Annotated in this window: 24 protein-coding genes; 9 read left to right on the top strand and 15 right to left on the bottom strand. The window is 38.6% G+C overall.

Translation table 11 applies throughout. The features are described from left to right. Nucleotides 1–88: 88 nt before the first annotated feature. The 3 genes from OCV73_RS07705 to OCV73_RS07695 all read right to left on the bottom strand — a co-directional run bounded on the left by OCV73_RS07705 (nt 89) and on the right by OCV73_RS07695 (nt 3,054). A complete protein-coding gene (locus OCV73_RS07705; RefSeq protein ID WP_147550983.1) occupies nt 89–1,660 on the bottom strand; it encodes an Rne/Rng family ribonuclease in 1,572 nt (523 codons plus the stop codon). A gap of 373 nt (nt 1,661–2,033) precedes the next feature. Continuing rightward, complete coding sequence (locus OCV73_RS07700) at nt 2,034–2,306, bottom strand: HU family DNA-binding protein (RefSeq protein WP_147550981.1); 273 nt, start codon at nt 2,304–2,306, stop codon at nt 2,034–2,036. A gap of 325 nt (nt 2,307–2,631) precedes the next feature. Beyond that, nucleotides 2,632–3,054: a cupin domain-containing protein gene (locus OCV73_RS07695; protein WP_147550979.1), complete on the bottom strand. Its 423-nt coding sequence runs from the start codon at nt 3,052–3,054 to the stop codon at nt 2,632–2,634. A gap of 286 nt (nt 3,055–3,340) precedes the next feature. Between OCV73_RS07695 and OCV73_RS07690 the strand changes: the two genes are divergently transcribed. From OCV73_RS07690 to queF, 3 genes are all read left to right on the top strand, one after another. Beyond that, nucleotides 3,341–4,609: a hemolysin family protein gene (locus OCV73_RS07690; protein ID WP_147550977.1), complete on the top strand. Its 1,269-nt coding sequence runs from the start codon at nt 3,341–3,343 to the stop codon at nt 4,607–4,609. A gap of 140 nt (nt 4,610–4,749) precedes the next feature. Then, nucleotides 4,750–5,430: a queuosine precursor transporter gene (locus OCV73_RS07685; protein WP_147550975.1), complete on the top strand. Its 681-nt coding sequence runs from the start codon at nt 4,750–4,752 to the stop codon at nt 5,428–5,430. Between the two features lie 21 nt (nt 5,431–5,451). Then, nucleotides 5,452–5,898: a preQ(1) synthase gene (gene queF / locus OCV73_RS07680; RefSeq protein WP_147550973.1), complete on the top strand. Its 447-nt coding sequence runs from the start codon at nt 5,452–5,454 to the stop codon at nt 5,896–5,898. Nucleotides 5,899–5,959: 61 nt separating this feature from the next. Here queF and dapA read toward each other — a convergent pair whose 3' ends face one another. Genes dapA through ligA form a run of 3 tightly spaced genes read right to left on the bottom strand, consistent with a single transcriptional unit; the run spans nt 5,960 to nt 9,462 of the window. Next, complete coding sequence (gene dapA / locus OCV73_RS07675; protein WP_147550971.1) at nt 5,960–6,853, bottom strand: 4-hydroxy-tetrahydrodipicolinate synthase; 894 nt, start codon at nt 6,851–6,853, stop codon at nt 5,960–5,962. Between the two features lie 33 nt (nt 6,854–6,886). Then, complete coding sequence (locus OCV73_RS07670) at nt 6,887–7,429, bottom strand: hypothetical protein (protein WP_147550969.1); 543 nt, start codon at nt 7,427–7,429, stop codon at nt 6,887–6,889. 14 nt (nt 7,430–7,443) lie between these two features. Next, nucleotides 7,444–9,462 (bottom strand): NAD-dependent DNA ligase LigA, encoded by a 2,019-nt coding sequence (gene ligA / locus OCV73_RS07665; protein ID WP_147551074.1) that lies wholly within the window; start codon nt 9,460–9,462, stop codon nt 7,444–7,446. Nucleotides 9,463–9,694: 232 nt separating this feature from the next. Between ligA and OCV73_RS07660 the strand changes: the two genes are divergently transcribed. The 4 genes from OCV73_RS07660 (at nt 9,695) to OCV73_RS07645 (ending at nt 13,768) form a co-directional block, all read left to right on the top strand. Next, nucleotides 9,695–10,471 carry an alpha/beta fold hydrolase gene (locus OCV73_RS07660; RefSeq protein ID WP_147550967.1) on the top strand — a complete coding sequence of 259 codons (777 nt, stop codon included), beginning with the start codon at nt 9,695–9,697 and terminating at the stop codon, nt 10,469–10,471. A gap of 3 nt (nt 10,472–10,474) precedes the next feature. Further along, nucleotides 10,475–12,037 carry a Mur ligase family protein gene (locus tag OCV73_RS07655; protein ID WP_147550965.1) on the top strand — a complete coding sequence of 521 codons (1,563 nt, stop codon included), beginning with the start codon at nt 10,475–10,477 and terminating at the stop codon, nt 12,035–12,037. A 26-nt stretch (nt 12,038–12,063) separates the two neighbouring features. Next, complete coding sequence (locus OCV73_RS07650; protein WP_147550962.1) at nt 12,064–13,245, top strand: D-alanine--D-alanine ligase family protein; 1,182 nt, start codon at nt 12,064–12,066, stop codon at nt 13,243–13,245. Nucleotides 13,246–13,522: 277 nt separating this feature from the next. Continuing rightward, nucleotides 13,523–13,768 (top strand): RNA recognition motif domain-containing protein, encoded by a 246-nt coding sequence (locus OCV73_RS07645; RefSeq protein WP_147550960.1) that lies wholly within the window; start codon nt 13,523–13,525, stop codon nt 13,766–13,768. 384 nt (nt 13,769–14,152) lie between these two features. On the opposite strand, the gene OCV73_RS07640 is transcribed toward OCV73_RS07645, so the two are convergent. From OCV73_RS07640 to OCV73_RS07630, 3 genes are all read right to left on the bottom strand, one after another. Next, a complete protein-coding gene (locus OCV73_RS07640) occupies nt 14,153–14,452 on the bottom strand; it encodes a leucine-rich repeat protein (RefSeq protein ID WP_147550958.1) in 300 nt (99 codons plus the stop codon). Nucleotides 14,453–14,732: 280 nt separating this feature from the next. Then, complete coding sequence (yidC, locus tag OCV73_RS07635) at nt 14,733–16,634, bottom strand: membrane protein insertase YidC (RefSeq protein WP_147550956.1); 1,902 nt, start codon at nt 16,632–16,634, stop codon at nt 14,733–14,735. 37 nt (nt 16,635–16,671) lie between these two features. Further along, nucleotides 16,672–18,282: a CTP synthase gene (locus tag OCV73_RS07630; RefSeq protein ID WP_147550954.1), complete on the bottom strand. Its 1,611-nt coding sequence runs from the start codon at nt 18,280–18,282 to the stop codon at nt 16,672–16,674. Nucleotides 18,283–18,526: 244 nt separating this feature from the next. Between OCV73_RS07630 and OCV73_RS07625 the strand changes: the two genes are divergently transcribed. Next, nucleotides 18,527–19,939, top strand: a complete 1,413-nt coding sequence (locus OCV73_RS07625) for a DUF3078 domain-containing protein (RefSeq protein WP_147550952.1) — start codon at nt 18,527–18,529, stop codon at nt 19,937–19,939. Nucleotides 19,940–19,950: 11 nt separating this feature from the next. Then, nucleotides 19,951–20,520, top strand: coding sequence for a hypothetical protein (locus OCV73_RS07620; RefSeq protein WP_147550950.1), 570 nt, complete (start codon nt 19,951–19,953; stop codon nt 20,518–20,520). Here OCV73_RS07620 and OCV73_RS07615 read toward each other — a convergent pair. The 6 genes from OCV73_RS07615 to OCV73_RS07590 all read right to left on the bottom strand — a co-directional run bounded on the left by OCV73_RS07615 (nt 20,517) and on the right by OCV73_RS07590 (nt 26,441). Then, nucleotides 20,517–20,936 carry a lipocalin-like domain-containing protein gene (locus OCV73_RS07615; RefSeq protein ID WP_167551230.1) on the bottom strand — a complete coding sequence of 140 codons (420 nt, stop codon included), beginning with the start codon at nt 20,934–20,936 and terminating at the stop codon, nt 20,517–20,519. The genes OCV73_RS07620 and OCV73_RS07615 overlap by 4 nt on opposite strands. Nucleotides 20,937–20,941: 5 nt before the next feature. Next, entirely contained in the window at nt 20,942–22,552 is a 1,611-nt protein-coding gene (locus OCV73_RS07610; RefSeq protein WP_147550946.1) for a capsule assembly Wzi family protein, read from the bottom strand. A 164-nt stretch (nt 22,553–22,716) separates the two neighbouring features. Next, nucleotides 22,717–23,343: an outer membrane beta-barrel protein gene (locus OCV73_RS07605; protein ID WP_147550944.1), complete on the bottom strand. Its 627-nt coding sequence runs from the start codon at nt 23,341–23,343 to the stop codon at nt 22,717–22,719. Nucleotides 23,344–23,397: 54 nt separating this feature from the next. Next, nucleotides 23,398–24,030 carry a DUF4136 domain-containing protein gene (locus tag OCV73_RS07600; RefSeq protein ID WP_147550942.1) on the bottom strand — a complete coding sequence of 211 codons (633 nt, stop codon included), beginning with the start codon at nt 24,028–24,030 and terminating at the stop codon, nt 23,398–23,400. Between the two features lie 123 nt (nt 24,031–24,153). After that, a complete protein-coding gene (locus OCV73_RS07595) occupies nt 24,154–25,242 on the bottom strand; it encodes a glycosyltransferase family 4 protein (protein ID WP_147550940.1) in 1,089 nt (362 codons plus the stop codon). Then, the gene (locus tag OCV73_RS07590) at nt 25,239–26,441 is read right to left on the bottom strand and encodes a glycosyltransferase (protein WP_147550939.1); all 1,203 of its coding nucleotides are present in this window, start codon (nt 26,439–26,441) and stop codon (nt 25,239–25,241) included. The genes OCV73_RS07595 and OCV73_RS07590 overlap by 4 nt, the downstream gene beginning before the upstream one ends. Nucleotides 26,442–26,521: the final 80 nt, after the last annotated feature.

The following is a 26,521-nucleotide window of genomic DNA, read 5'->3' as shown; positions in this document are numbered from 1 at the left end:
AAACAGAATACTACAATAAATAATCGAAGTACAAAAGCTAAATAAGGCGCTTTTAGAAGCGCCTTATTTAAATCATAGCAAGATAAAATTATTTTATCTCAATTTCTTCCTTCAGATCGATCTCATTTTTCTCAGAATCAAAAAACTTATATTCGAGAAAAGCTAAAGACTGATCCGGTATCAATTTGAAGCGAAATGAATATTTACATTTCCACCGCCATTTAAGGGAAAAAAATCCCTTATTGACATAAGCTGCAATAAAAGGATGTACGTGTAAAGTAAAATTTTTAATCTTCAGTTTAAAGATCAGGTACGCAATCTTGTCTTCCAGTCTGTCGGTAAACAATAAAGATGGGGGAATAATACCTTTACCGTAACAAGTTGGGCATTTTTCGGACGTCATAATATCCAATGCCGGACGCACTCTCTGACGAGTAATCTGCATAAGCCCGAACTTACTTAAAGGCAAGATGTTGTGTTTGGCACGGTCATTTGCCATCAATTCCCTCATACGGTCGTAAAGTTTCTGTCTATTCTCTGCCTCCTGCATGTCTATGTAATCAATAACTATGATACCGCCCATATCGCGCAACCGTAATTGCCTGGCAATTTCCTCTGCAGCATACATATTGACATCGAGTGCATTCGCCTCCTGATTATTCGACGCCTTAGAACGATTCCCGCTATTTACATCTATTACGTGAAGCGCTTCGGTATGTTCAATGATCAGGTAGGCCCCGCTTTTAAAAGAAACAGTCTTACCGAACGAAGACTTAATCTGTTTAGTTATGGCAAAATTGTCGAAGATAGGTAATCCTCCCGAATATAGTTTCACTATTTCTTTACGTTCGGGTGCTATAAGGCTCACATAATTATATATCTGCTGATATACATCCGGATCGTTTACATGAATATTTTCGAAAGATGGGCTGAAAATATCCCGTAGTACCCCTACCGTACGTCCCGTTTCCTCATATATAAGAGAGGGCGTAGTAGCCTTTTGTAACTTTACCAATGCATCTTCCCAGCATTTCACCAATGTTTTTAATTCGTTGTTCAGTTCTGCAACCCTCTTATTTTCTGCAACGGTACGTACTATAACGCCGAAATTCTTGGGTTTTATGCTCTGTATTAATTGCTTGAGACGCGCCTTTTCCTCATTGGATTTTATCTTTTGCGAGATCGACACCTTATCAGAGAAAGGTATCAGTACCAGAAAACGCCCTGCAAAAGATATCTCGGCCGTCAGCCGGGGACCCTTTGATGAAATTGGCTCTTTAGCAATCTGCACCAGTACTTCCTGGCCCACTTTGAGAGTATCGCTAACGGTTCCTTCTTTCTCTATTTCTGGAAGTAATTTAAATTTTGAAATGGACAAAACCCGTTTGCGGTCCGAAAGAGACTGGCGGATAAATTTTTCACAGGAATTGAACTGCGAACCTAAATCTAAATAATGAAGGAATGCATCCTTTTCGTAACCCACATCTACGAATGCAGCATTTAGTCCCGGCATTAGCTTCTTTATACGCCCCAAATAAATATCGCCTACGGCAAACGATATATTCCGGGCTTCTTTCTGAAGCTCGACCAATCGTTTATCTTCAAGTAGTGCTATCGATACCTCCTTGGCTTGTACGTCAACTACAAGTTCGCTGGACATCTTTCGTTTTTTAGGTTACTTTTATTTTTTTATAGATAGAATGTCGGGAATTTATATTACCCGGCACTTACCGGTCAGGTTACTGCTTATACAACTATCAGAAACACACAAAGTTTCGGTAAAATATTCTTTTTTACTCCAAACCGGATATATTTCTTTTGTCATAAAGCAGAAAGAACAAACTTAATAAAAAACAGAATTATTAAGTTTGTTCTTTAGGTCTCTGTCATTTTGAGAAGACAAACAATTATTTCTTCTTATGTCTGTTTTTCCTCAGTCTTTTTTTACGCTTGTGCGTGGACATTTTGTGTCCTTTTCTTTTTTTTCCGCTTGGCATAGCTTTTTATACTTTAATAATTAGTAATGATGTTTCTTATTTAACCTCTCCCATGAAAGTTTTGGCAGGCTTAAATGCCGGAATATTATGTTCGGGTATAATGATTGTCGTGTTTTTAGAAATGTTTCTTGCTGTTTTCTGAGCTCTTTTCTTCACGATAAAGCTTCCAAAACCTCTCAAGTAAACATTTTCACCTTTACCCAAAGAGTCTTTAACTGTTTCCATGAATTTCTCAACTGTCTGCAGGATAATAGCTTTTTCCACACCCGTACTTTTTGAGATCTCATTTACAATGTCTGCCTTAGTCATTTTTGTAATTATTTACGTTTATAATATTTATTGTGTTATATTTTTGGTTTGCAAATATATAGCTTTTTCTTCTTCTAAAAAAACTAATTCCGATATTTTTGAGAAAAAGGTTTTTTCAGGGAGTCTTCCAGAAAAGGCATGCAAATATCGTACTTTTTTTTCATTCCGCCACAACTTCGGTCTATTTAATTAACAGCCTCGGAACAGGCAAAACCGTTTTTTTATATATATTCAAAGTTAGTAAAACAATAATAAAAAACGGCGAACAATCTTATATTATCCGCCGTCACACCTAATATTAAAAAAATATGGCTTTTTCAAGCCTTTACCTTTCACAAGGTTTATTCTCAAATAAAGTGGCCTTTTTCACCGCCTCCCTCATGAAACAGGTAGCCTCATCTCCGGATTCTACTGTTAAAGAATCTCCGGCATAAACATAAATACTACCGTCTTTCCGGTAAATAGCGGTAGGATATGAAAAACTATTTTCACCAGATTCATGATAAACGTAATAATATTCCTCTCCATTCCACTCATATAAGTCGACACGGCTTTTACATTCTGTCAGGTTACCTTGTATATATTGTACCAGCCAAAGTTCCGCTTTGGCTGGATTATTCATTATATCCTTATTATAATATACTGAAAAACCGGGATCTTCCACACTCCGGCATCCCGCACAAGCCATAGCCGCAACGATACAAAGTATGGGAATCAAAAAATTGTTCTTCATAGCATTCACTTTCATAAACGTCACATTTTATAACTCCACAGATAATTGAGCAACACAAACATTCTTCACTTGTTCAAAAATAAAAAAAATAGATGAAGAACTCAAAAAATTATGAATATATTTTTTTCTGTTCTTCAACATATATTTCAAATATTCTTTTTTTAGACGGAACCAAATCATTTTTTCATCCCTGCCGAATCACAAACTTTTACTGAAACCATGTTAAATTATAAGATATGATGAGGTCAATTTGCATTATTTATCGTATTTTCGTTTTTATATCAATGGATAACCGGAATTTATGGAAATTCTAATTATTGTTCTTCTCATTTTATGCAACGGACTACTCTCTATGTCCGAAATTGCGTTAGTTTCGGCGCGAAAAGTCAAACTCGAAAATAGTGCACGAAAAGGAAACAAAGCAGCCCGCTCTGCATTGAAACTATCTCAGGAACCTGACCGTTTCCTCTCTACCGTGCAAATAGGAATCACTCTTATCGGTATTCTAACGGGTTTGTATTCCGGTGAATCATTGGCGGGCGACCTTGCCGCCGTTTTAAAAGAAATACCCTTATTGGAACCTTATGCCCTTACGGCCTCCAAAACGATCATCGTTATAATCGTGACATATCTTACCCTCATTATCGGAGAACTGGTTCCTAAACGAATAGGAATGGTGGCATCGGAATCGGTTGCCCTATTGGTTTCCCGTCCCATGACCTGGATATCGCATATCGCTGCTCCATTTGTCTGGCTGTTAAGCCGGAGCACATCTCTCGTATCACGCTTGCTGGGAATTGCGGATAAGAAAGAACCGGTTACGGAAGACGAAATTAAAGCCATCGTACGGGAAGGAACAGAAGGGGGTGCGGTGCAGGAAGTAGAACAAGACATTGTAGAACGCGTATTTAACTTGGGCGACAGGGATATATCGTCGGTTATGACACATCGCAGCGAATTGATAAGATTAAATATACGTGAGGATAACGCAACCATTAAAGAAAAGATTATCCAGGAACTTCACGCCGTATATCCCGTCTGTGACGGGGAAAGCCTGGACCATCTGATAGGAGTGGTTTCTTTAAAAGAATTATTCGGGAAACTGGATGATAAAAATTTCAATATCCGCACAATAATCACTCCGCCTCATTTCCTTCCCGAAAACATGAGCGTATATGCCGCTATGGAACGTTTACGTACGGGAAACTTTCGTTACGGGCTCGTTACCAACGAATTCGGAGGAATAGAAGGTATCGTGACATTAGGAAATATAATGGATGCCCTTATGGGAATGCTACCGGCAGGAGACGAGTCGGACATAGTCATAAGGGAAGACGGCTCATGTCTCATAGACGGCCAGTATCCTTTTTATGACTTTCTCGATCATTTCGATATAACCGACTGTTACCCCGAATATGAATACAACACGCTAAGCGGTTTAATTCTGGATATTCTGGAACATATTCCCCATGCAGGAGAAAAACTTATCTGGAAAGATTTTACCTTCGAAATCGTTGATATGGACGGAGCCAGAATTGACAAGGTTTTGGTAAGCAAAAAAACGGTTTGAGGCTCTTCCTCAAGAACACAGTTGCAAATCAGCAAAATAGTCGTATCTTTGCCATGTGAAATAATATAATTGTTTAACCCGAAAGTTGCTTTCACAGCAACTTTCCGTGTGCTTGAGTACCACGTAAAAAACAAGACGACATGAAACAAACCTTCAGCCTGCCCTTCGTAATGATGGGCGTTCTTTTCTGTGTTTGCCTAATTATTTCCAATATACTGGAAGTAAAAATGATTCAGTTAGGCAGCATTACGGCTACCGCCGGCCTCATTGTTTTCCCTGTTTCTTATATTATTAACGACTGCATTGCCGAAGTATGGGGATTCCGCAAAGCTCGTTTTATTATATGGACCGGATTCTTAATGAACCTGCTCGCCGTCATTTTCATTCAACTGGCGATTATCCTCCCTCCGGCGGGTTTCTGGGAACACCAGGATGCATTCCGTACCATTTTCGGTTCTACCCCCCGTATTCTTTTTGCCAGTTTCATTGCATTTCTGGCGGGCTCTTTCCTAAACGCCTGGGTTATGAGTAAAATGAAAGTCGCCAGCAAAGGAAAAAGATTTTCCCTGAGGGCAATAGTCTCCACCATAATCGGAGAAAGCGCAGATTCCATGATTTTCTTTCCGGTAGCATTCGCCGGAGTAATTCCAATAAACGACCTGCTTATTCTTATCGTTACACAAGCCTGCCTGAAAACCGTTTACGAAATCATTATCCTGCCTGTTACCATACGGATTGTACGTTATGTAAAACGTATCGACAAGAGCGATGTATATGACAACCGAATTTCTTACAACATATTAAAAATAAAAGACGTCTGATTAATAACTCAAAATAAAAAAATGGAAAAAGAATTGTCACTGCTGGGAAAGAAAACAGAGTATAAACAAGATTACGCCCCGGAAGTATTGGAGACCTTCACCAATAAACATCCCGAAATGGATTACTGGGTACGCTTCAATTGTCCCGAATTTACCAGCCTATGTCCTATTACCGGTCAGCCTGATTTCGCAACCATACAAATAGATTATATACCTGGCATACGGATGGTGGAAAGTAAAAGTCTTAAATTATATTTGTTCAGCTTTCGTAACCATGGCGGCTTTCATGAGGACTGCGTAAATCTTATTATGAAAGACCTTATCAAACTCATGGATCCGAAATATATCGAGGTCACAGGATTTTTCACTCCAAGAGGAGGAATCAGTATTTATCCATACTGCAACTACGGACGACCAGATACTCCTTTTGCCGAAATGGCAAAACAAAGATTGATCAACCGTCATTAATAAGACAGGCGGAACGAGCAATGAATGACTCCCCGCCTACGTTCTTTTTATATCAAGCTCATCAAGGGATATAATGTAAACTCTGCAGAACAGTTCTGATCTTTTCATACGTAGTAATTCGGGTAGGAACCAAAGGCAAACGAAGCTGATTCTCAATATACCCCATAGCATTCAGCAAACATTTCACTCCGGCAGGGTTACCGTCCACGAACAAAAGGCTGAATAACTCGGTAAATTTATGATGAATAAGCAGTGAATTGGCAAAATCACCATTCAATGCCAAACGTACCATTTTGCTGAATTCTTTAGGGAAAGCATTTCCTATCACCGAAATAACACCTACAGCCCCTAAAGTTATCAAAGGAAAAGTTATTCCGTCGTCGCCGGAAATCACATCAAAATCGGACGGTTTATTCTTTATAATCTCATCCATCTGGGTAATATTGCCCGATGCTTCTTTTATGGCAATGATATTGTCGAAATCGCGTGCGAGCCTCAAGGTAGTTTCAGCCGTCATATTCACCCCCGTACGTCCCGGCACATTATACAATATGACCGGCAGGCGAGTACTTCCTGCAATAGCTTTATAATGCTGATACATCCCCTCCTGAGAAGGCTTATTGTAATAAGGGACTACAGACAAGATCGCATCGATACCGGTAAAATCATCATGTTCAAGATGACTTACTATTCCTCTTGTATTATTGCCCCCTAAACCCAAAACGAGAGGAACACGTCCGTTCACGCGTTCAACCACAAAAGACTTTATTGCCGTCTTCTCCTCTTCGCTAAGCGTAGGTGTTTCGGCCGTAGTGCCCAACACTACAAAATAGTCGGTTCCGTTCTGTATCTGATATTCAATAAGCCGTGATAAGGCCGAAAAATCCACCGATTCATCACTTCTAAAAGGAGTGATCAAGGCGACCCCCATACCGCTTAAATTTATTCGTGCCATAAATCTTTTTTGCCTAACTATAGGTTTACAAAGTTATAAATTATTATTTTTGACGCCAATTTTCCTCCAATAAAAAAGTAAATTCTGAAAAAGTTCTAACGATGTGATGTTTTTATTCTCCTGAATCATAAAATCATAGGGCTCAATATAATCCGGTTTCCTTAATCCCATCTTGCAACATGCCGAAGAATTTATAACAAGATATAAAAGAGGACATACGATACTGACCGTAAGGTCCAAAAGGACTGGAGAGGTATCTATTTCTTCAAATTTTTTCAAAAAAGCAGGAGCCGGACAATTACGCAACCTGTTCAATTCCTTTGAAGTCATCATCAAAGAACGCATTACAGGCAAATGACCGGTCACAAAATCAGGCCGGGGATGATACACTACAAGGGTGATTCGCTTACCATCCTCGTACAATTCATTCAATAGCGGCATAAGTTCGGCTGTCGCATTTCCATGAACCAGCACAAGCAGGCTGGAAGCCTCATCATAAGACACAAACCGATGACCACACGGAACCATCCGGTTCCATTCTTTTCTGATTTTACGTTTAGCCAAACTTTCCCACATAACAACTTATATATTTAATACTTTCCTATCATTTTAAGAAAATCATCTTCCGACAGGATTTCAATCCCAAGCTTCCGGGCCTTTTCCAATTTAGCAGGCCCCATATTTTCTCCCGCCAGTACATAAGTAGTTTTGCCGGATATGGAACCGGAATTTTTCCCTCCGTTCTGCTCAATAAGTGCTTTATATTCATCTCTCGAATGGTGACTGAAAGTACCGCTTATAACGATAATTTTTCCTGACAGTTTATCCGAACGTCCCGATAATCTTTCTTCCGAAACAGAAGTTTGTACTCCGAAAGCTTTTAAACGCTCCACCAGCGCCCTGTTCTCTGTATCGGAGAAATATGAAATAATGCTCCGCCCTATGCGCTCGCCTATTTCATCCACTTGCACCAGCTCTTCCAGAGAAGCATTCATGAGAGCTTCCAGGGAATGAAAAGCCAAAGCCAGTTTCTTTGCTACCGTCTCTCCTACATAACGTATACCGAGAGCGAATAAGAATCGTTCGAAAGGTACATCACGCGATCGTTCTATGGCTGTAATGATATTCTGTGCCGATTTATCCCCCAGCCGTTCCAGCGAAGAAATCTGGTCCATTTTTAAAGTATAAAGATCGGAAACGTCACGAACCAACCCTAAAGAATAAAAAAGATTGATAGTTTCGGGACCTAAACCGTCAATATTCATAGCTCTGCGGCTGATGTAATGCTCGATGCGTCCTTTGATCTGCGGAGGGCATCCCCGTTCATTAGGACAGAACCAAGCAGCTTCGCCCTCCAACCGACACAATAAAGTTCCGCATTCAGGACAGTTTTTTATGAACTTTACTTTTTCTCCCAATAATATGTTACTTTCGCGGGCGGCCATATCCACCCCCGTTATTTTAGGAATGATCTCTCCCCCTTTTTCCACATATACCATATCTCCGATATGCAGGTCCAAAGACTGAATGATATCATCGTTATGCAACGAGGCTCTTTTTACGACCGTGCCGGATAACTGTACCGGATCAAGATTGGCCACCGGAGTTACCGTACCTGTACGTCCTACCTGATAAGAAACAAAATTTAAGCGTGTCACAGCCTGCTCCGCCTGAAATTTATACGCAATAGCCCACCGGGGCGATTTCGCCGTATAGCCCAGATTCCGCTGCTGGCGTAATGACGAAACCTTAAATACTATTCCATCTGTTGCGACCGGAAGGTTCTTTCGGTTTTTATCCCAGTAGCCGATAAACTCTTCCACTTCTTGTATGGATTTGAGTTTACGCATGGCATCCGATATTTTAAATCCCCAGGATTTAGCTCGCTGCAAATTTTCATAATGGTCGTCACAAGGAAGATTTTCACCCAGCAGATAATAAAAATAAGCATCCAGAGAACGGGAAGCGACAACAGCAGAGTTCTGGGATTTCAGCGTACCGGCAGCGGCATTTCTGGGATTGGCAAACAAAGGCTCTTCCTGCCTCTCCCTCTCCTCGTTCAATGCCTCGAATACGGTCCACGGCATAAGGATCTCTCCTCTAATCTCAAAGTTCTGGGGATAGTCATTCCCTCTTAACTGCAAAGGGATACTTTTGATTGTACGTATATTTTCGGTTACATCATCCCCTTTCACGCCATCCCCTCTTGTAACAGCCCTGACAAGTCGTCCGTTCTCATAAGTCAATGAAATGGAGGTTCCGTCATATTTAAGTTCTCCCACCATATCAAACGGCTCTCCCATAAGTCCGGAATCTGCCCTTTCATAGAAAGCTTCCACTTCGTCCATTGAATAGGTATTGCTCAATGATAGCATAGGATAACGATGCTCTACCTGAGTAAATGCTCTGTTTATATCATTTCCCACCCGCTGGGTAGGAGAATCAGGATCGGTGTATTCCGGATACTTTTCTTCCAGCTCCTGTAACTCGCGCATCATTTCATCAAATTCACGATCGCTTATCACAGGTGCATTTAATACATAATAATTATAATTATGCTCATTGAGCAACTTACGAAGCCGATCTATTTTTTCTTTCGCATCATCCATAAACATGCATCACCTAATCTATAATAGTAATAATGCAAAGATACATTTTTCATCCTTAAATCATAACGAGACTTATACATTTTAATGCGTGAAAAAGATTAAAGACTCAGATTAAAAGTTAATGAAAACATATCCCGGTACTCATAATTTTTCTTTTATCTTAATTTTCACCGGACAGGTCTATATTTCATGATTTTTATGTAAGTTTGTAAGTTGATTATAAGATGAGGAAATGATTGAAAAAATCCATATTCACAATGTAGATTTACAATACCGGGTAACAGGTGAAGGACAGCCGGTCATTCTCCTGCATGGATGGGGTTGTAATATGAACACACTGCAATCCATAGAAACGAGTCTTGCCCCCTACTTTAAAGTATATAATATAGATTTTCCAGGTTTCGGAGGCAGCAGTATACCGAAAGAGATATGGGGCATTGAAGAATATACACGATTATTGGAAGAGTTTATTGATTATCAAAACATAACCGATCCTATCTTATTAGGCCATTCTTTCGGAGGACGCGTTACGATATTATATTCTTCGAGGAAGCGGGTACGTAAAGCGATCCTGGTAGATGCGGCAGGAATTAAACCTAAACGGCCTCTTAAATATTATATCAAAATTTATTCGTTTAAAACATACAAACACCTGTTACCGTTCCTCATCGGAAAAAAGAAAGCAGAAGAAAAAATAGAGATGTACCGGCGTAAGGCAGGTTCATCCGATTATAATGCCTTATCTGGTATGATGCGCAATATATTTACTAAAATAGTAAATGAAGATCTCACTCCGGTGTTGTCTTCTATCAAATGCCCGGTTCTGCTTATGTGGGGAAAAAACGATACGGCAACACCCCTAAAAGACGCCAAGCTCATGGAAAAGCTTATTCCGGATGCAGGTCTGGTGATTTTCGATAACGCCGGACATTATAGTTTTTTAGATGCTCCTCGCGATTTTAATATCATTCTTAATAACTTTTTGGAGAAAGACCGAATTAAAAAATAAAACATGGAACAATTCCTTTTAATTCCCGCCATTGTACTGCTGGCTATTTATTGTGCTTTTGCGTTAAAGTACGAATTGCAAATGTTGCAACAAAATTCCTACCGCATAGAACGTTATTGGAAATGGGTATTAAATTCGTTCAATACGGAACGACGTTTGGTCGACATCCTCGTATTATTTTTACTAAATACACCTTTCACCCATTGGGTAATGGTATCGGTAGTGATCTTGTACGCTCTTATCCGTATATACACGGAATACAGGAAGAAGTATAAAAAACCTCTGGTATTTACCAAACGTGCCACCAGGCTATATATTACATCGCTTATCCTTGCTTATACCCTGCCGACAATTGTATATATATCAACATTCAACTTATATATGAGCCTCAATTGCCTGATGCTCATGATAGTTATTTCTTATGCTATTATAATCCTTGCAACTATTGTCACAGCTCCGATGGAAAAAGCGATTAACCGACGTTATTATAACGACGCCAAACGTATCTTACAGGAAATGCCCGGTCTGATGATCATAGGAATAACCGGGAGCTACGGAAAGACCAGTACCAAACATTATTTATACAGGATATTGGCGGAACAATTCAATGTACTTATGACCCCCGGCAGTTATAATACGACATTAGGGGTTATAAGGACTATAAGGGAACAATTAAAACCTTTCCACAATGTTTTTATTGTAGAGATGGGAGCAAAACAGATCGGGGATATCAAAGAAATATGCGATTTGGTACAGCCTTCGATAGGGATAGTGACTGCTGTAGGAGAACAACATCTGGAATCGTTCAAAAACATACAGAACGTGCAACGGACAAAATTTGAATTGATAGACTCTTTACCGGCTCACGGGTTGGGGATTATCAATAACGATTTCGAACATATTGCGAACCGCCCGGTCAAGAACGTACAAATAAAACGATACTCTCTCAACGACAAAGAAACGGATTACTATGTGGAAAATATCGAATATGGTACTGACGAAACTCATTTTACGATAGTGGGAGGAGGAGAACGACTGAATTTGTCCACAAAACTCATAGGAGATTGTAATATATCGAATTTAATGGCAGCCGTTATTACTGCCCGTTATCTGGATGTTCCTGAAAATGCCATAAAATACGGTGTCAGCCGTATAGAACAAGTTGAGCACAGATTGAATATGAAACGTACGCCCGGAGGTATATCTATTATCGACGATGCATTCAACTCCAACCCCGACGGTTCTAAGATGGCCCTGGATGTATTGAAACGAATAACGACCGGCAAACGAATCATCATTACGCCGGGAATGATAGAATTAGGAGAAAAACAAGAATTCTATAATCACCGGTTCGGTAAACAAATAGCAGAATCCTGCGATTATGCTATAATCGTCGGGACCTATAATCAGGGAGCGATACTGGCCGGTATGCAAGAAGCCGGTATGCAAGAAAATAAAATATTTTTGGCGCACACATTCAACGACGCCCAATCACATTTGCAACAAATAGCTGAAAGAGGGGACGTAGTTTTATACGAAAACGATCTCCCCGATACATTTAAATAAAACCTCAATAAAACAAAAGATACGAAATGAAGACTAGAATCGGCGTTTTTTTCGGCGGACGTTCCACAGAACATGAAATATCCGTCATATCGGCCTTACAAGCCATAAACGCATTCAACAAGGACAAATACGACATCACGCCCATATACATTACCAAACAAGGAAAATGGTTTAGCGGATCGGCGTTGCTCGATGTGAAGAACTATAAGGATATGAATGCTCTGCAAAAAATGTGCGAAGAGGTATATATGATACCTGCATTCGGAGATTACAATATATATAAAAAACGGAAAACTTTATTCGGAAACGGAATACTGACAACTTTAGATGTCGTCATTCCCGTATTACATGGTTCTAACGGAGAGGACGGCATTTTTGAAGGCGTACTGGAAACCATAGGCATACCTTATGCCGGCTGCAATACTCTCTCTTCGGCGAATGGTATGGACAAGATTACGATGAAAATGATTATGGAAAAATGTAGTATCCCGATCGTTGACTATGTATGGTTCACCGACAAACAATGGTTTACTCAAAGGGATATGTTAATCCGTGAGATAGAGAAAAAAATAGGTTATCCTGTTATCGTAAAACCGGCAAATCTTGGTTCAAGCGTCGGGATTTCACATGCAGACAACCGGGAAGAACTGATAGAGAAAATAGAGACAGCCGAAAAATATTCCACCCGAATTATCGTAGAGGATATGGTGGAAGACTTAAAAGAGATCAATTGCTCGGTACTTGGGGATTGTGACGATTATATTTCCTCGGTATGCGAAGAACCTATAAAAAGCGGAGACATTCTTTCTTATGAAGATAAATATATGGGAGGAACTAAATCTTCTAAAGGAATGCAGGCTTCACAAAAAAGAATACCTGCCGACCTCAGTGCCGAAGATACGCAACGTATTCAGTTCCTTGCAGGTGAAACATTCCGGGTACTATCATGTCACGGAGTATCCAGAATAGATTTTATCGTAGACCGGAACACCAACACAATATACGTAAATGAAATAAATACAATACCCGGTTCTCTTTCATTTTATCTGTGGGAAGCCAGCGGAATAAGATTTGACGAACTCATGGACAAGCTGGTAAACCTTGCTCTAAAACGGAAACGGGAATCGGCACTCAAAACAGTAAGTTACGACCAGAATATATTTAATATGGGAAAAGGAATAAAAGGAGGAAAAACTGGTATAAAATAACTCCAGGACCTCATAAACAATATACATAGAGAATTACAGGAGAGAGACTTAAGTCCTCTCCTTCTTTTTTTTAAACCTATAGATAAAAAAACAAGAAAAAAATTGTTGCATATCCAAATTTTATGCGTTTATTTGCAACGCTTACATATAGGTTTATACTGCACTTATACAAAAGATGCACTTCTATCCCGAGCATTCGGGAGAAATTTTCCTCTCTCTAAGTTCATAGGAAACCTATTTGTTTTCACAAATTGTTTTACTAACTTACTTTTTTCTTATGAACATTTACATTGGTAACCTCAGCTATGGGGTTAAAGAAAATGAGCTTCACGATGCTTTAGAAGCATTCGGTGCTGTTGAATCAGTAAAAATTATCACTGATCGTGAAACCGGTCGCTCGAAAGGATTCGCATTTGCCGAAATGCCTGATGACGAAGCTGCTAAACGCGCCATTGATGAATTAGCCGGTAAAGAATTCGCCGGTCGCACTTTGGTGATCAAAGAAGCTCGCCCCAGAGCCTAAGTAAGAAGAAAAATCTTATTACTCAGACAATAGAGAAAAAAGCTGTTATCATAAGATAACAGCTTTTTGTATCTAAAAGAATATGAGCCTTGTTACGGCTTTTCAACCTATTTCGTACTTATCTTTTTCTGCCTTTCAAAGGGTGTTGCTAATTTTTATTATAATAAGACTTTATATGGATTTCCTTCTACGTATACAATATATAATCCCTTAAACAGGATTTCTATTATATTATCCACTCCACAGTAAATCCGCCTGCCATTCAAATCATAAACAGAAATTACAGTATCACCATTTACCCCTGAAACAAATATTTTTCCATTATCAGCCGTAATTTTAATATATACTTTATCAGCATTTTAATACCGGCATCGTTTTCTTCTACTATATTTTTGCCCCCCATACAGGGGCACTCCTGTAGGCGTCGGCACACCCTGTGGGGACATACAGGATACATGTATTTGATATTGTGCGGATAGGTGACTTGTTTTCCAAACTATAATACTCTTCATCTAAAGTAAAAACTGATTCATTTATATCAAGGGGAATTTCCATTCTACAATGAAATTCGGTCAACGGACAATTCTGGAAAGCACTGTTCCCAATCGTTTCGACACCAGCTCCTATTGTTACCGATTTTAAATTACTGCAATCTGCAAAAGCAAATTCTCCTATGGATGTCACCTATCATCACTGATTTTATACTCTCACATTCTTCAAATGCCGCATATCCGATAGTCCCTCCTAAAATATCGGCCGATTCCAATCCGGTACACATTTTATATATACGATTTAACCCCAAAAGGGCTTGCATAATATATCCTGAGACAATATCTCAAGATATCTGAAAACAAATAATTATTTATTTACAACTAAATAAATACATATCTGCATTAATAAAAAAGGAACTGAATAACCTTTAATTGTTAAACAGCTCCTTTTTATATTTTAAAAATATCTTTAGTTAGCGGCGTTTATTCTTTTTTTGTTGCTCTCTTAAAGCAGCTTGTTGCTGACGCTGCGCTTCTTCAAGGCGTGCCATAAAGCCACTTTTCTTACGGGGCTTTTTCTGATTTTCTTTCAACTTAGCCAACACTTTATCTTTATTGATAAATTTTTTGAATGCATAAGTCTGTAAGATGGTTATCAAAGTGGAAACAAAATAGTAGTAACTGAGACCCGAAGCATAATTATTAAAGAATACCAAAAACATCAACGGCATCATATACATCATTACCTTCATTCCGGGCATCTGTTGTGAACCTGCCTGACTCTCCATATTCAACTTGGTATATAACAAATTGGTGACCGTCATCAACAAACAGAAAAGGCTGATATGATTACCGAAATACGGAGTTATAATAGGAATATATGTGTCCCAGCTAAAAATAGAATCATAGCTTGACAAATCATGGGCCCAAAGGAATGATTCTCCACGCAACTCTATCGAAGAAGGGAAAAAGGCGAACATAGCCAATAAAATAGGCATCTGCAACAGCATAGGGATACATCCGCCCATGGGATTTACACCTGCCTTACTATATAGATCCATCGTTGCGCGCTGCCGTTCCAGAGCTTCTTCTTTTTTGGGATATTTCGCATTTATTTCCTCAATCTGAGGTTTCAAAACCTGCATTTTTGCCGTTGACATATAAGACTTGTATGTGAACGGGAAAAGCACCAATTTAATAAATATTGTCATTATCAGGATTATTATCCCGTAATTGGAGAAGAACTTACCCAATAAAGTAAAAATAGGTATGATAATCCAGGTATTTATCCAACGAAAGAACTGATAACCCAACGGAACCAATTGATCGAGGTCCAGTTCCTCATCCCCAGAACGTCCTTTGTCATAAGATTTCAATAACGGATAGGAGTTTGGTCCGAGGAAGAAAGAAAAACCAGCGGGATTGGCAGAAGAAGGATCATAATTAAATGTCGTTTCTGCATGGAATTTCTTTAAATAAAAATCATCTTTCATCATCTGCGAAGTAAACGAGCCTTCATTGAAACGTTCATCTGCAATGAAAACCGAAGAGAAAAACTGATTTTTAAAACCTATCCATTTAAGGCTGGTAGTCACTCTTTCATTATCGTCACTTCCCTGGCTCAGGTTTTCCACATCATCCCCGTAAAATTTATAATACAATGCACTGTTACGTTCCTCGAACATACGTCCTTTTTCCTGTCGGCGCATCGTCTGATCCCAATAAAAGTCCAGATATACTACGCTCGAAGGTAATATTTTATCCATGCCGTTTTGTACGATATCCATTTTCAGCATATAGCTGTTTTTCGGTAACGTATACCGGACATCAAAAATACTTCCGTTCTTGAATGCCAGACGCATAGTCACTGTACTGTCGGTAGCAATAGGTTCGAAATAAAGCGATTTGGAATCAATTACCCGGGCATTCGTCTTAAACATAAAACCGTAATTATTCTCCTGAGCGGTGAACAAAGTCACTTTCGTAGAATCATAAGCTTCATAATTATTAAGAACGGCTTCATATAATTTACCTCCTTTATTAGAGAACTTAAGAGTAAGTAATTCGTTAGAAAGCGTAATAAATTTTTCTTCTCCAATAGCATTTTGAGAGAATTCTCCGTACGTCTGATCAAGAATTACATTACGTACCGAATCGGTAGCGACAGCAATCGTATCGGTAATGAGCATTTGCTCCACCTGTTCATTTTGTTTGATAATCTGGTCTTGTGCCAGACGGATACTATCTACTGTCGCAATAGAATCGGTATAGCGTTTTTGCGCTTCGAGCTGTTCCGGGGTAGGTTGTGCCAACCACGTGAATGCGACAACAATAATACCCATTAAGACAAAACCAAGAATCGTGTTTTTATCCATACTTCTTAATAATAGTCGTCTTGTTTATATTTTTACATTACTTATTTTTATATTCAATAGCGGCCCGGACAAAATCTACGAATAAAGGATTCGGATTTAAAACGGTACTATTATATTCCGGATGATACTGCACGCCTACATACCAGCGTAAAGACGGAACTTCCACGACTTCTACCAAATGGGTATCGGGATTTTCTCCCACACATTTCATGCCGGCGTCTTCAAATTCCTGGCGATAGTCGCTGTTAAACTCGAAACGGTGACGATGGCGTTCACGTATATGTGTAGTTCCATAAGCTTTTGCGGGAATCGAATCGGGAGATAAGATACAATCATAGGCTCCTAAACGCATTGTTCCTCCCATATTGGAAATACTTTTCTGGCTTTCCATCAAGTCAATAACATTATGTTTGGTAGTTACATCCATTTCGGTAGAATTGGCATCGGCATATCCCAAAACATCGCGGGCATATTCTATAACCATGCACTGCATTCCCAAACAAACTCCAAATGTGGGAATATCGTGTTCCCGCGCATACTTCAACGCAACAAATTTTCCTTCAATACCCCGTTGGCCAAACCCCGGAGCAATAAGTATACCGTCAAGTTTTCCTAACAGTTTATCGGAATTAGACTCATTGAGCTTTTCGGAATGTATATATTGCAGGTCCAGTTTATAATCATTATATGTAGCAGCCTGAAAAAGAGATTCATTGATAGATTTATATGCATCGGGAAGTTCTACATATTTACCTACCAAACCGATACTAACGGTCTTAGTCGCACTCTTCATACGATGCAGGAACTTTTCCCAAGGGGCAAGATTCGGTTCTCCTTCAATAGGCATACCCGTTTTGGCCAGAACGATCTCGTCAAGCTTTTGCTGATGCATTTTAATAGGTACTTCATATATCGAAGGAACGTCTATCGACTGAATAACAGCGGACGGGTTCACATTACAGAATAATGCGACTTTCTTACGTACCTCGGATGATATCTCATGTTCGGTACGCAATACCAATATATCTGGCTGTATACCCACTTCTTGTAACTGTTTTACAGAATGCTGGGTAGGTTTTGTTTTCAACTCTTTTGCCGCAGCGATATAAGGCACATAAGTAAGATGGATGCAAACACAATTTTTACCCATTTCCCAGCGGAGCTGACGCACACTTTCGATAAAAGGAAGCGACTCTATATCACCGACCGTTCCTCCAATTTCGGTTATTACAAAATCAAATTCATTCTTAGAACCGAGAAGCTTTACATTACGTTTTATTTCATCGGTGATATGAGGAATAATTTGAACTGTTTTACCCAAATAATCACCTCTGCGCTCTTTGTCAATCACATTTTGATAAATACGTCCTGTCGTAATATTATTGGCACGGGTAGTCGGTGTATTGGTAAAACGTTCATAATGCCCCAGATCGAGATCGGCCTCATGACCGTCCACAGTAACATAACATTCGCCATGTTCGTAAGGATTCAGGGTGCCCGGGTCTATATTGATATAAGGATCGAACTTCTGGTTGGTAACCTTATAACCTCTCGCCTGTAACAAACGGGCAAGTGAAGCAGCAATTATCCCTTTACCCAAAGAGGAAACCACTCCTCCCGTAACAAAAATATACTTAGTATCCACGATGAAAGATATGTTTTTTATTTACTTTTTGTGTGTACAATATTTTTACAAGTTGCAAAATTAGGAAAAATAATCCATAATGCAGAATTAAGAATAATTAAATTACCAATAATAACACTTGCCGAAACCGACATAAAACAATCCGTATATCACCGATTTACTTTTACGTTCGAACATTACATTGTCCTTTGCATCTTTTTTATGTATTTATTTTTTTATCTTTGCATAAACTCACAAAACATATAATATGAAATTACATTCTACTCTGATAATTATTTTGTTAGCATTTATATTTCCTACTATCAACGCACAGGATAATCACATTACAAACACCATTCCTGCCGATTCAATATCCCAACCTGCCCACGATTTTCCGGAGATCAAAGAAAATGCTGCTTTATTATCATTAATCGAAACCGATACCACTGGCTATTCAAACCGGATCGAAAAGATAATCGACATGCTTGAAATGGCGGATAGCGCACGCCATGCCCGGGAACTCAGACCTCATATGCCTGTCAATCCCATATTCATGCCTATTATATTTAAAGGGATGCGCGAATTTTATCCGGAAAAGCTGACAGTAAAAAAGCCAAAAGGTCTCAGCCCTTATGTATTAAAAAACGATACTATGTGGCTGGACCGCATCAACCGTTCGAGTTACTGGGGAGATATGGCTGTTTATAAAATGATAATAGATGAACCCGAAAAGATAAAATACAATGTGGATATGCTTCCTGAAGTTCCAAAACAATACATCATAGAAGTATCTCCCACAAAAAATATTCTCCAAATCACAGAAAAACCGCTCGAAGTTAAAAGCGATGTAGGTAAGGTAAAATTGAAGATTCCCCGGTGGATTCATCATTTCCAATCATCCGTACAATTCTCCCAAGTCTACGTCTCGGAGAACTGGTACAAAGGAGGAAACAGTAACCTGAACCTCGTAAGTGACCAGCAATACTCGATCAACTTGAATGATCTGAGTAAAAAATTATTATTTGAGAACAGTGTACAATGGCGTCTCAACATCAATAATGCACCGGACGAAGACAGCCGCTCCATACGTATTAATGAAGATCTGTTCCAAATCAATTCCACATTTGGTGTTAAAGCATTCAATAAATGGTATTATACAACGTCTCTTTATTACAAAACTCAAATATTCAACAATTTCAAAGTGAATACAGATGAACGGATAACCGAACCATTCTCACCCAGCGAGTTTAACATGGGTGTAGGTATGACCTACCAGCATAAAGACGAATCGAAAAAGCTGGAAACTTCGGTATCGCTGTCACCTTTTTCGTATAACCTGCTTTTCGTCAAAAAACATACCAAAATCGTTCCGGCCGAACTGGAACGAATAGGATTTAAGAACGGAGCACACGCTATAAACCAGTACGGTTCTTCTATGGAAGCAAAACTAAGCTGGGCATTCACCTATAATATAAGATGGACATCAAGGCTTTTCTATTTTACCAATTATAAAAAAGTTCAAGCAGAACTGGAAAATTCGTTCGATTTTCTCTTGAATAAATATTTTTCCACACGCTTATTCGTGCATCTTCGTTATGACGACGGAGTACAAAGACAGGAAAGCTGGAAATATTTTCAACTGAAAGAATTATTGAGTTTCGGATTTAATTACAGATTCTAATTAATCATAAGATGAAAGGCAAACATGTTGCTACATTTTTACTTTCGATTCTGCCGGTATTTATTCTACCGGCACAAAATAATGATTTGTTTCCCGACGATGAGAAACAACACAACACCCCTCCGGAGACACCCATCATTATTCCGGAATATGACGAGCAAGGTCTTCTTGCATATCTCGAGACATTCAATTCCGACGGCTATGAAGGCATCTGGACAATAAGAAACGACGAAACGAAAATTGCCATAGAAAAATTCCAGGACCCATCGCTCAATAGCAATTTCACTCATTGTCTTATCTTTCTCTCTTCCCCTTCGGTCCAGTTAAAGAAAGGAACTATTATCGGTTACATCGAAAATTCCCTGTACCAAAAAATGGATTTCATTTGGTTATATATGAAAAATGATATTTCAATAAAAAGACAGTTAAAACGCTATGTTATAATATCTCACACAGACGGCGTTTCCGAGGTATATCCAAATACGGCACAAAGAAGAACAAAGGATAATGAATTTCCCATTATGCTGATAAGGGACAATCCTTCACCCAGAACAATAAATAAAAATATAAGAATACTTTAATTTCCATACTTAGCAAAAGTATATATTTTATCATCTAAGGACAAAACCATCTTATTATTCGTCAGCTTTACAATATTAAATGAGAAACTCCATTCATCTTCATTATTTTTATTTAATTGAAAATCGTTCAATACGGACTCGGAACCTTCTTTTATTTTAATATTTAAATAATTATCAATATGTTTATATTCCCCACATATCCAATCATAATCATGAGGATATGTCACCGTTTTAAATTCTATAACTGCAGATTGAAATGAAACGAAAAGATTATCATAAATATACTTCTGGCCGGATTTTTCTATAGAAACAAGCTTCCATTGCCCGAACAAAGGACCGATATCTCCATCATTATGAGTACATGCCGATAACAAAATCGTCATCCACAAAATAAACAAGACAACAATATTTTTCATAAATCTCATCTCTCTTTTTTATTAAAAAGACTTCCCGTACGACGCACACCGATCATAATACCACTATTTTTTCCGTACATAGTGCCCCAGTCCTGAGCTAATTGCAAAGTAACTGACAACCCTCTCACCGAAGGAAAAGAGTAAGAAGATTCTATCATTATGGAAGTAGCTGTCGAAGGTTTCGCCAACGGAACAAAAAAAGTACCCCAGGACTTACGCCATGAAGATAATACCCTATAATTCCAATTCGGGCGAAAATAACCGTTAAAGCCCAAATGGAAACCACGAATACGATTATCGGTAAACCTCATATAACCATCCCGGTTATAAGCCGGAGATTTAGCCATAGGAGAGCCCATAGACATACCGTAATGAGCCCAACCATTATAAAAAAAATTATTATAATAATCGTCGGAACCTGTGGCGTGGGCCTGTAATGACGTATTTTCATGATCGGCCGGAGCCCAATGAATAGGACCGCTTTGATTGGTAAAATCCAAATATTCCAGCACCGCTCCCGACAAAAGATTTTTTTTTCCAGTATTATATTCAATCCCCCATAGTCCATCCCAACCATTGAGCTTACCCATACCAGAAGCATCTTCAAAAGGCCATTCAAAATAAGCTTTTATTTTCGATTTATCCTTAAAATGATATTCAGCCATCAAACTCCACATTCCCACATGATTACCATACTTATACAATTGATCTCCCAAATTAGTATCTCCATCTCCCGAAGTAGGAATAATTACTCTTAAGAAATCCTTAAACCGGACAGGCGATAATATTTCATTCATTATTCGGCCATTTGTATACGATCGATAATCACCGGCAAACTGAGTACCTATTTCTGTACCAATGGTCACAACAAATGGTCTGTCTTTATGCGAACGGAAGTAAACTCTTTTCTGATGATATAATGTATTTGTCGTAACAAATGACAGACTATAGGCCGATTGGCTATAGCCATCATAATTAAAACGGCTTTTGAGATAATTATCATCGGTAAATATCCCATAAGCTATATCTCCTTTTATTTGTACCCAGCCATTCGTAAACGGAATATTTACAAAATCCCAGAATCCAGCCCGAATTTGCGGTATGGGACGGGCATTCCCCGACCATATAAGATCTCCCGAACTCAAAAGGAAATTAGTTATTTCTCCAGTATATTCTTTACTTCCTACAGATAGAAATATCGAGCGATATTTAATATCCGCATAAGCTTGCTGAATCCAGAATCTCATTTTAGAAAGATGGACATCACGCCTGAATTCATCGGAATAAGAATCGAATGAATCCTGCAACGATGTACGTAACATCGTAGATGTTTGAGCGAAACCACCTGCCAAGTCTATACCGAAAGCATAAGAAAACCGGGACGAAGTATCCCAATTTCTGAATAATCCGACTCTTGCCCAGCCATTTGAGCCGTCCGGAGAAACGACACCATGCCTGTTACTGGCCAATTGATAAGGAACTTCGTCCGTCTCGGCAAAAATCCCGTTAAACGACACATCGTAATGTAACGGATACTGGGCAAAGGATACGGCAGAAACTATTCCAAAAAACAGAATAAGAAATACTCTTATAATATATTGATGAATTCGAATCATAATTATTCAAACAGGAGAAATTTAAGTCCTATATAAGTAACAAAAATAAAGTATTTAGAACGCTTTCGCAAATGATTCGTGTTAATTCACAACTTATAACTATATAAAACAACAAAGAGACACACAGAAAGTGTATCCCTTTGTTATTTTTATCGAACAATATATTAAAATGAAACACCCAAGCGGAATCCTATGTTATTACGGCCATCCTGGTCATAAGTAAGCACCAAGCTTTTATTTGTCGCATAGTTATAGTAGAACGCCAGATGAAATCCGTAACGGGATGAAGGTACGGGGAAAAAACTTACACCAATTTCAGGAGATACCGTAAATCCCCAGCTATCATCATATAATTCCCACACTTGCAAATAAGAAGACATACGGCTATATGCGGCTCCGAGTTTTACCGATACGTAAGGTTCGAACATTCCTTGTGTCATAAACCGATATTTTGCCACAGCCCCGAAAGGCAACTGAAAAATAGAATGCTGCTGATCGGCCGTTAGAGAAGAATTGGACTTCAAAACCAAAGTCTCACGTCCGATATATTTATTATTGGTACTATAAGCAAGAAACAAACCTAAACCTAATTTAGGAGTGACATAATAACCGCCTTCGAAATTCATACCCCATCCGCTGGCCACATTGGCATACTCGCCGGATAAAGAGTTAAACTGCCAGTCAACATTGACATAGCCATTGGGAATAATCTGCGCATTTCCCGTTGCGGGGAGCATCAGGCACGATACGGCCAAAACTACCCATAATGATATTTTTTTGAAAGTTTTCATACGTTTTTCTATTTTATCTTAAGTGAGACACTAAATAAAATTTTATATCAGGCATTATTTCTTAAGATAGGGAGATTGAACAAAAGCCTGATCTACTGCCCTTATGGCCAAATCCCGGTTTAGCTTTGATGAACCTGAAAGCAAACCGGCCATATAAGCATCCCACAATATAGGCAGACGACGACTCGCTTCAGTGGAAGCAGAAAGATTTACCATTTCCGCCAGGAATGAACCGACACTATAACTATAAACTACCGGATACGGATAGTACCAGTAATCCCAACCCGCACCCCAGTAACCTGGTCCCCAATAGCCCGGGTAACCGTTCCACCAATAAGAGTTCGGATAATTAACAAAATAACTTACATCTTCTACATAACTAATTTGCAAGCCCAGATCGGCGATATCTTTTTCATCCACGCGAGTATATCCTCTGGCTTCCATATTATCCTCATACACCGAAAGAATATATTCGGCATCATTTCCGGTAAGGTACTTAGGGTCTTTACTGTTTGTTATACGCAAGATACTATCCGGCATATAATAGGTACTGAATGCACTGAAATCAGCAGAGCTATCATAGTCGGTAAAGACTACATAATCATTGTCCAGTTTCGATAGGCTGGGTTCTTTCTGGCAAGCAGAGAAAACCAGTGCTACGAAAAGAATAGGAATTAGTTTTTTCATATCAGTTCTGTTTTAGTGATTGATTATTACAAGTTTTTAACTTGATATACACTACAAACAAATCTGATTAAGTATTGTTTGATGAAAAAATAAAATTATTATGATGTTTTTTCTATAAAAGAATTAAGCTCGAGCTTTAGAAATAAAACGATATAACTCACCCACTTGAATAGCAATATTCTTCCAATCGTATGGAGCCAAATCATATCTGCACAAATGGTATTCTTCCGATAATGAGCGAGAAATCTTTTCAGAAAGCTCATGTACATCGCCAGCTCTAAAATAACAAGAAGCATCCAGTTCTATCAAATGTGTAGCCGGAATATCACTTACAAGCAACTCAAGTCCATATCCCATAGCTTCTAAAAGTACCAGAGGAAAACCTTCATTCAAAGAAGATAAAACAAACAACCTGGCATGGGCATATAATTCTTGTAAAGGTTCACCATCCACATATCCTGTAAAAATGAGCCGCTTTCCCAACGTACTATTATTTAACTGTTTATAATAATCCGACTTATGATCTATCCCTCCGGCAATTACTAATTTTATTTCTGTCGGAATCATTTCCATCGCTTTTATAAGATACTCGAATCCTTTTTCTGGAGTTATCCGCCCCACCGCAAGCACATAATTATGTGGTTTTATACCGATTGAGTTCAAATATGAAGTGGAAGAAGAAGGAGATACAGGCTCTACTCCATTAGGTATATATACCGATTTTTTTTTCACCTTTTTCCCATATTTTTCCATTTGAAACCTGTTAACAAATATAATATGATTGGAAAAACGTAGTGCGATTTTCTCGGACATAAGTAAGATCATTCTGGAAAAAAAGCCCCACTTTTTATGTTCATAATTAGGGCTGTGATAAGTAAGTAATACAGGTATTCCAAATAAACGTATAAAAGGAGCAAACATGGCCGGTCCTATATTGTGTACATGGACAATATCCGGACGTGTGAATATCACATATAAAGAACAAATGAATGAGTGAAAAAAAGCTTCGAATCCTTTAATTCGGGTCGAAGGAAAATCTTTATAACAAATGTGAGGGTATTGATAAGAGGAAGCGTCCGATAAAAAGGGTTTACGGCGACAAACAATAATATCGTTTTTTTCCGAGAGAAGCGGATATAAATGTTCACAATGCTTCTCAACCCCCCCCTGAATGCCGGGGAAACCTCTTGTACCTATCACGACTATTCTCATTGAAGCTCAGAATGTTTCTTTAAGGCGTTCTGATATAATTTCAAAAGTTTATCAAAATGAACTGATTCTGAAAAACGTTCCTGCGATTTTTTTGATATAAGGGAATAATTAAAATCCGTATTGAACATTTTTTTGATTTTTTTCTTTATATCCGTAATATCTTTCGCATGGAAAATTTCTCCGGTACAACCTTCTTCTATCAGTTCAGGAATACCGCCGTTATCAGACCCTAATACAGGCGTACCCATACAAAGTGATTCAATCACACTCAACGGATTATTTTCATAACATTCCGACGGAGTTACACTAAATCGTGCACCTGCTAATAAAGCACTAACTTCCTTATTGTTCAGTTTTCCCAAAAAAAGAATTTTATCCGATTGATACCGCTTTTTCAACTGTAAGAATAAAGGGCCATCACCAGCAACTTTCAAGGTATAAGAACAGTCTATTGCTGCTTTCAGAAGAGTTTCCACACCCTTCTCCGGAGATAAACGTCCAACATAACAATAATAATCTTCCCGGGGCCTTTCTTCTGATGTGAACTCACTCGGAATAAAATTACATAGCGTAGTCAACTGTTTTGAAGAATAACCTCCCGCTATCATTTTACGTTGCATAAAATCGCTTGGACAAATAAATGTATCCACATATCGTTGCAGCTTCGATTTATTCCAGTTCAATATCTCACAATACGCTACAATACTGGCACTCCAGCTATTTTTCATACACTTTCGCAACACAACTCGGTAAGGAGCATTAAAGCATTCCTCGCAAACCTGTTCCCGGCACAAACAACTATATGCTGGACATATTAATTTATAATCATGCAGAGTCCAAACCACCGGCAAATGATGCTCATATGCTATACGGGCAACTATAGGAGACAAATAAGAATGTACATTATGGATATGAACAAGATCAGGATTAAAATCCGAAATTAATTTCTCATATTTTTCACGAACTCCGGAACCCCATATTGCTCGTGAAGCTGCTTTCAATTTAGAAGAAAAAGAACCAAAAAAGTCCACTTCTTCAGGAAAATATTCATCCCAATGTACCTTTATATTTTTAGAATAGCCACAGGAAAACACGGCAACTTCATGCCCTTTCGATTTCAGCAGTTCTTCTAACCTAATATTAACTAAATCAGCCCCACCTCGTGAATAATAAAATTTATTAACAAGAAGTATCTTCATTTTGTCCCCCGATTGTTTTGAACACAAAGATATATATTTTTTTATATACATGTGCATTCCGGAAACATATCCTATTTAAT

It is taken from the genome of Barnesiella propionica (assembly GCF_025567045.1).
In the GTDB taxonomy this organism is placed as follows: domain Bacteria; phylum Bacteroidota; class Bacteroidia; order Bacteroidales; family Barnesiellaceae; genus Barnesiella_B; species Barnesiella_B propionica.
This window is presented reverse-complemented; position numbering and strand designations above follow the sequence as displayed.